General features: G+C 49.3%; 5 protein-coding genes. All 5 read left to right on the forward strand.

Annotated elements, in window-relative coordinates; all coding sequences use genetic code 11:
* A partial coding sequence (locus R6242_RS21805; RefSeq protein ID WP_318430936.1) for a type VI secretion system tip protein VgrG occupies window positions 1–1724 on the forward strand: 1724 nt, incomplete at its 5' end.
* Window positions 1725–3005, forward strand: a complete 1281-nt coding sequence (locus R6242_RS21810) for a hypothetical protein (protein WP_318430937.1) — start codon at window positions 1725–1727, stop codon at window positions 3003–3005.
* A gap of 12 nt (window positions 3006–3017) precedes the next feature.
* A complete protein-coding gene (locus tag R6242_RS21815; protein ID WP_318430939.1) occupies window positions 3018–4199 on the forward strand; it encodes a type VI immunity family protein in 1182 nt (393 codons plus the stop codon).
* A gap of 3 nt (window positions 4200–4202) precedes the next feature.
* Entirely contained in the window at window positions 4203–5384 is a 1182-nt protein-coding gene (locus tag R6242_RS21820) for a type VI immunity family protein (protein ID WP_318430941.1), read from the forward strand.
* A gap of 121 nt (window positions 5385–5505) precedes the next feature.
* A complete protein-coding gene (locus R6242_RS21825; RefSeq protein WP_318430943.1) occupies window positions 5506–5652 on the forward strand; it encodes a hypothetical protein in 147 nt (48 codons plus the stop codon).
* Window positions 5653–5741: the final 89 nt, after the last annotated feature.

Below are 5741 nucleotides of genomic sequence, written 5' to 3' on the forward strand. Positions count from 1 at the left end.
ATCCACCTTATAAGACCGACTTCACCGCCCAAAGACGCGGCCAGCCCATGCTTAGTCACCTTGGCGAACAAGAATTTACCAAACCCACCAGCCGTGGCGTGCAAACCGCCACCGTAGTCGGCCCTGCTGGATCAGAAGTCCACACCGACGAGCAAGGCCGGATAAAAATTCAGCTACATTGGCAGCGAGCTCAGGAGCACCCTGAGTTTGGCGCAAACCTAGACGATAAATCATCCTGCTGGATACGCGTCTCCATGCCGAGCGCCGGTGCAGGCTTTGGCCACCAGTTTATCCCGCGAATCGGCGAAGAAGTTTTGGTGGATTTTATCGAGGGAGATATCGACCGGCCCATCGTTACCGCCGTGGTTCACAACGGATCTCATCCACCTTCAACATTCAGCGGCGCTGGCAGCTTGCCCGCCAATAAAACCCTATCTGGCATCAAGAGTAAAGAATTTGAAGGCGGCCAATACGGCGAGCTGCTGTTTGACGACAGCAAAGGCGAAGTGCGCACTAAATTATCCAGCGAGCACGGTAAAACTCAGCTCAACCTTGGCTACTTAATCCACCCGCGCACGGATGGAAAAGGTGAACCACGCGGCGAAGGCTTTGAATTACGCAGCGATAAACAAGGTGCCATTCGCGCCAGCGGCTTACTCATTAGCACCGAAGCCAAAGGCGGCGCGAGCGGAAAACAACTCGATCGCAGCCCCGCGCAAAGCCAGCTGGAATCCGCTTTAGACACCGCCAAAAACCTCGGCGAATACGCTACCAAACAACTCGCCGACACCATTGAAACTGGCAACGACGATCAAACCATCAAGCCCGACAATAGCTCAGGCGACAAAGCCAGCCACGGCCACCTTTACCATCACGTGCACGCCAGCAAAAGCTTTGAAGCGGGGTCAAACACGGATAAAGACGGCAAAACAAAATCCAAAGAGCAGGCTGGCCAGCAAAAAATCATCCTGCTGCACGGCGAGGACGGCGTGGCCATCACCAGCCCGCAAAGCCAGACCCTCAGCGCAGGCAGCAACCTAGACCAAGTCGCCCAAAGAGACACCAACCAAAGCAGCGGCCGCCGCTGGATACACAACGTCGGTCAGCACATCAGCCTATTTACCGGCGGGATTAAAGACAAAATCACCATGAAGTTCATCGCAGCCAAAGGCCAACTGCAAATGCAGGCCCAAAGCGACGACATCGAAGTCACCGGCGACAAAAACGTCAAACTCACCGCAATCAAAGGCAAGGGCCTCTTCAACGCCAAGCAAGAAATCCTACTCACCGCCGGCGGCGCTTATATCCGCATCAAAGATGGCAAAATCGAGCTGCATGCGCCGGGGAAAGTGAGTATTAAAGGCGGCAGCCATGATTGGAGTGGGCCAGCAAAACTAAGCGTAGAACTTCCTGATTTACCTAAGAGTGGGAAATTCCAAGAGTTTTTTGTTCTCAAAAATGCAAAGGGTAAGGTATTGCCAAATCATCCTTATCAAATGACATTGCCTGACGGTACCATGATTAAAGGCGAAACCGATAACAAAGGCGAAACTCAAATCGTTCACTCAGAGCAAACTGATCCAGTACAAGCTGAAGCACTGCCTAAAAAAGATAAGCCAGATCTGCTTCAAGTTAAATACTGGGATGGCACGATTGCACATCAACTGGATTTTATCGACCTAACAAATCCAGAAAACACCCAAGACGATCAGGAGGAAATTTAAATGGCTACCCCTCCCAAAAAAAGCTCACAAACACCGGCCAGTGGCCGCAAGAGCACGACCAAAACGCCAGCACAGGCGGGCACAGTGCTGCCTGTGACCAACCCTATGGATTTATGGTATCTCTGCCAGAAAGCGGGTTTTGCTGAGCGCTTCCCACTGATGGCCAAAAATCGCACACCCCGTTATCAGCGTCAGGTTTCTAAGTGGGTGTCTTTAGATTGTAAATTTAATAAATGGAAGTGGCCCTATTACGGAGAGGTCGGCTTTGATATGGGGGCACCGGGTGGCCCTAAGCCGATTATGAGTAATGATGAGCCACATCGACCATCAACCATGCCGATGAATTTTTATGGAATTTCTCATAAGCGTGCAGCGCTGGATATGGGGGTAGAGCTGTCTCTGCTCGATGCCGTACTAACGAAAAAAATGCTGGAGGATAATCTTAGTCCCGCTGATTTTCGCCAGATCAATATGCTGATCAACGTGGAAACAGCAGGGATATTAGGCATGGATAAACAAGGCAGGGTTAAGCTGCCAGGCTTGTTACGTATTCCTGATGTGATCCGCTTTAAAAATTACAAAAGCCTGAGCGGAGCGGCGCTGTTTACCCCCTCAAATATTGCTTTTGTAATTGAAATGAAGTTTGGGAATGATCAGTTATGGGATGATCAAAGAGAGGCATACATAAAAATTGCGGGGGACATTAAAGATAAATTTCGTTTGCTCGAAACAAAAGTATGCCAAACAGGCAAACATAAGCGTCGTGCCTGGCTAACTGAGGCAAGATTGAGCGAGCCGGTATTTCGTGATGTAGAAAATAAAGTCGATTCTCCCCTCCCGCTGCGGCAAGCGCTGGCTCCTGGCGCTTTACTCTTGGGGGAAGTTCAGCAAGAGCTGGAGCAAGTACGCCGCAAACTAGTCCCCGCTCAGATACCGGCAGGCACGCCGGTCTTACGTGCTTACGACCCCGCCCAAGCTGCAGCAGCAGAGCGGCAAAGAGAGCACACAAGGCAAAGTTTGGAACTTACGCTAGCTGCTCCTTTAGCAGGTGCAGCAGCTGGGGCCGCATGGTTTGGCGTCGCAGCAATGGCCGAAACGGCCACGCTGGGCGATGGCATTGTTTTACTGGCACGAGGGAGTAAGACCTTAATTCGCTTTCCTGCCAAACCTATTATTGCCAGCACTTTAGCGGCCAACGCGGCCATTTATGAGGCAGCGGCCAGCCCATTAAATGCGCAGAATAAAGATGTTTCGATGAATGTACTTTTCATCCCAGAATAAACAGGAATCAATATGAGCTTTTTTGAAGAATGGGAAGAGGCAAACTGGCACTTTACCTATGTAGACGAAGACGAGCCAGATAAGACAACTTTACAAGGCGGCTTAGTGGCCGTGTTTTACATGGTTGGGGCTTATCTGCCTGCCCGTCGGCAAGCTATTGCCCAAGTGATGCAAGAATTTCACCTGCATTACGGTCAACATCTTCAATGGGGCTATTGGGGCGACGGACAGGACAGAATCCGCACTTATTCCGCCAGCGATTATGCTAACGGTAGTGAATGGGTAAGAACCTTGCCTATGACTCATCCTGTTGAATTTACTTGGTCGTCTGGCGCTGGCTATGAATTCGTAGGGAGTTATGCAATAAAAGCTTATTCGCAAGCATTTTGGTGGGAAAAAAATTATAAGAGCATTGCGCATTTAAGAATTTATCTCCCTATTGAAGAATTAAAAGGAAATGGCTTAGCCATTTTTGAGCAGCGCTTACGTGAATGGGCCAGCTTGCTACAACCCTTGCATGGCTATACGGGGCTTGGTTTCCAGCAGTGTAATGAGTTTCAGCGTTATGAAAATTTAGAGCTGGAACACGCCGAGAAATTTAGATGTTTTGATGTTGGTAGCTGCCTTAGCCACGACGAATTACGTGAAGGTTTTAAAAGTATCAACTGGTACACGATTTTATCGGAGAGTTATTTACCACAATTAGGTGGCAAAGATGTGCTGGCATCCGTTTTAGAGCAAGAAGGGCTTGGTTTGTTGAATTACACCGGCGGCATTATGGTCAAAACAGGTGAATACCCTGAGCTGGGCTGGGTAGAAAAAGGCCCGCTACCCGCCAGCTATATCGCCGCCAACCGTATCCTAAAACCGGCCCGTGTGGCGGAGCTATCTAATTTGCATTACGGCTCGATTGCCGGTGAGGCTAGGTTTACACCCGATCTTACGGATCAATGGCTAAAGCGCTTTGATATTCCAGAGGTACAAATAGCCTCTGCCGCTGTCGTGCCTTTTCCTCAAAATAACGCGGATATACCGCGCTGCGAAGCGGATCACACCTGCCCACAATCAGGTTACTGGTACACCCCCACCAAACAAAACAGCCGCGCTTTGTTTAAACAAGGCGAGCTAATGCCAGATTTCCCCGGCTCTAGTTACGGTGCAACGATTTGGTATTGGGATGCTGATCAGGATTAAGTCATGAGCTTTTTTGCAGAATGGGAAGAGGCAAACTGGCACTTTACCTATGTAGACGAAGACGAGCCAGATAAGACAACTTTACAAGGCGGCTTAGTGGCCGTGTTTTACATGGTTGGGGCTTATCTGCCTGCCCGCCGGCAAGCTATTGCCCAAGTGATGCAAGAATTTCACCTACATTACGGTCAACATCTTCAATCGGGCTATTGGGGGGATGGGCAGGACAGAATCCGAGCCTATTCCGAAAGTGATTATGCCAACAGCAGCGACTGGGTCAGAACCTTACCTATGACTCATCCTTTTGAGTTTACGTGGTCATCTGGTGCTGGCTATGAATTCGTCGGCAGCTATGCGGTTGAAGCCTACTCAATGGCAGGCTGGAAAGAAAAAAATTATAAAGGAATTTCGTACCTTAATATTTACTTACCTATAGAGGAGCTGCAAGGCAACGGTCTAATTGTATTCGAGCAGCGCTTACGCAAATGGGCCAGTTTGCTACAACCTTTACATGGCTATGCGGGGCTAGGTTTCCAGCAGTGTAATGAATATCATCGTTATGAAAATTTAGAATTGGAAAACTCCGAGCAATTTAGATGTTTTGATGTCGGTAGCTGCCTTAGCCACGACGAATTACGTGAAGGTTTTAAAAGTATCAACTGGTACACGATTTTATCGGACAGTTATTTACCACAATTAGGTGGCAAAGATGTGCTGGCATCCGTTTTAGAGCAAGAAGGGCTTGGCTTGTTGAATTACACCGGCGGCATCATGGTTAAAACGGGTGAATACCCTGAGCTGGGCTGGGTAGAAAAAGGCCCGCTACCCACCAGCTATATCGCCGCCAACCGCATCCTAAAACCGGCTCGTGTGGCGGAACTATCTAATTTGCATTACGGCTCGATTGCTGGTGAAGCTAGGTTTACACCCGATCTTACGGATCAATGGCTAAAGCGTTTTGATATTCCAGATGTGCCAGTGGCCTCTGCTGTTGTCGTGCCTTTTCCTCAAAATAACGCGGATATACAGCGCTGCGAAGCGGATCAACCCTGCCCGCAATCAGGCTACTGGTACACCCCCGCCAAACAAAACAGCCGTGCCTTATTTATGGCGGGAGAGTTAATGCCTGATTTCCCTACATCTACTTACGGCGCGACGATTTGGTATTGGGATCAGAATCAAGCATAGACTTGCCGATCTTTAACAATCTAAGCAAGGCCAGAATATCGAGTGGGATGGCACAGACGCCAAATCCAAAACGATTCGTGAATACGCCGACGATGGCAGCAACAGCATCCAGCTCGAATATGTGCCTGATCTGCGCCTGACCATCACCACCGATGCGCTGGCGCAAGAGACTTACTATTACTTTTATATCGACGGCTATGTCTATCGCACGGTTTACCCCGATGGCAAAGAGGAACCTGATTATGTCTCTTGCTCAATTAAGGCTTGAAATACCCCTCTTGGACAAGGTTTAGCCTGCATCACGGCTTTGAGTAATCGAGGAATCAGAGCGCACAGGTCTGCTCGACGATTGAAACG

Source organism: Iodobacter sp. CM08, assembly GCF_033446605.1.
Classification (GTDB): domain Bacteria; phylum Pseudomonadota; class Gammaproteobacteria; order Burkholderiales; family Chitinibacteraceae; genus Iodobacter.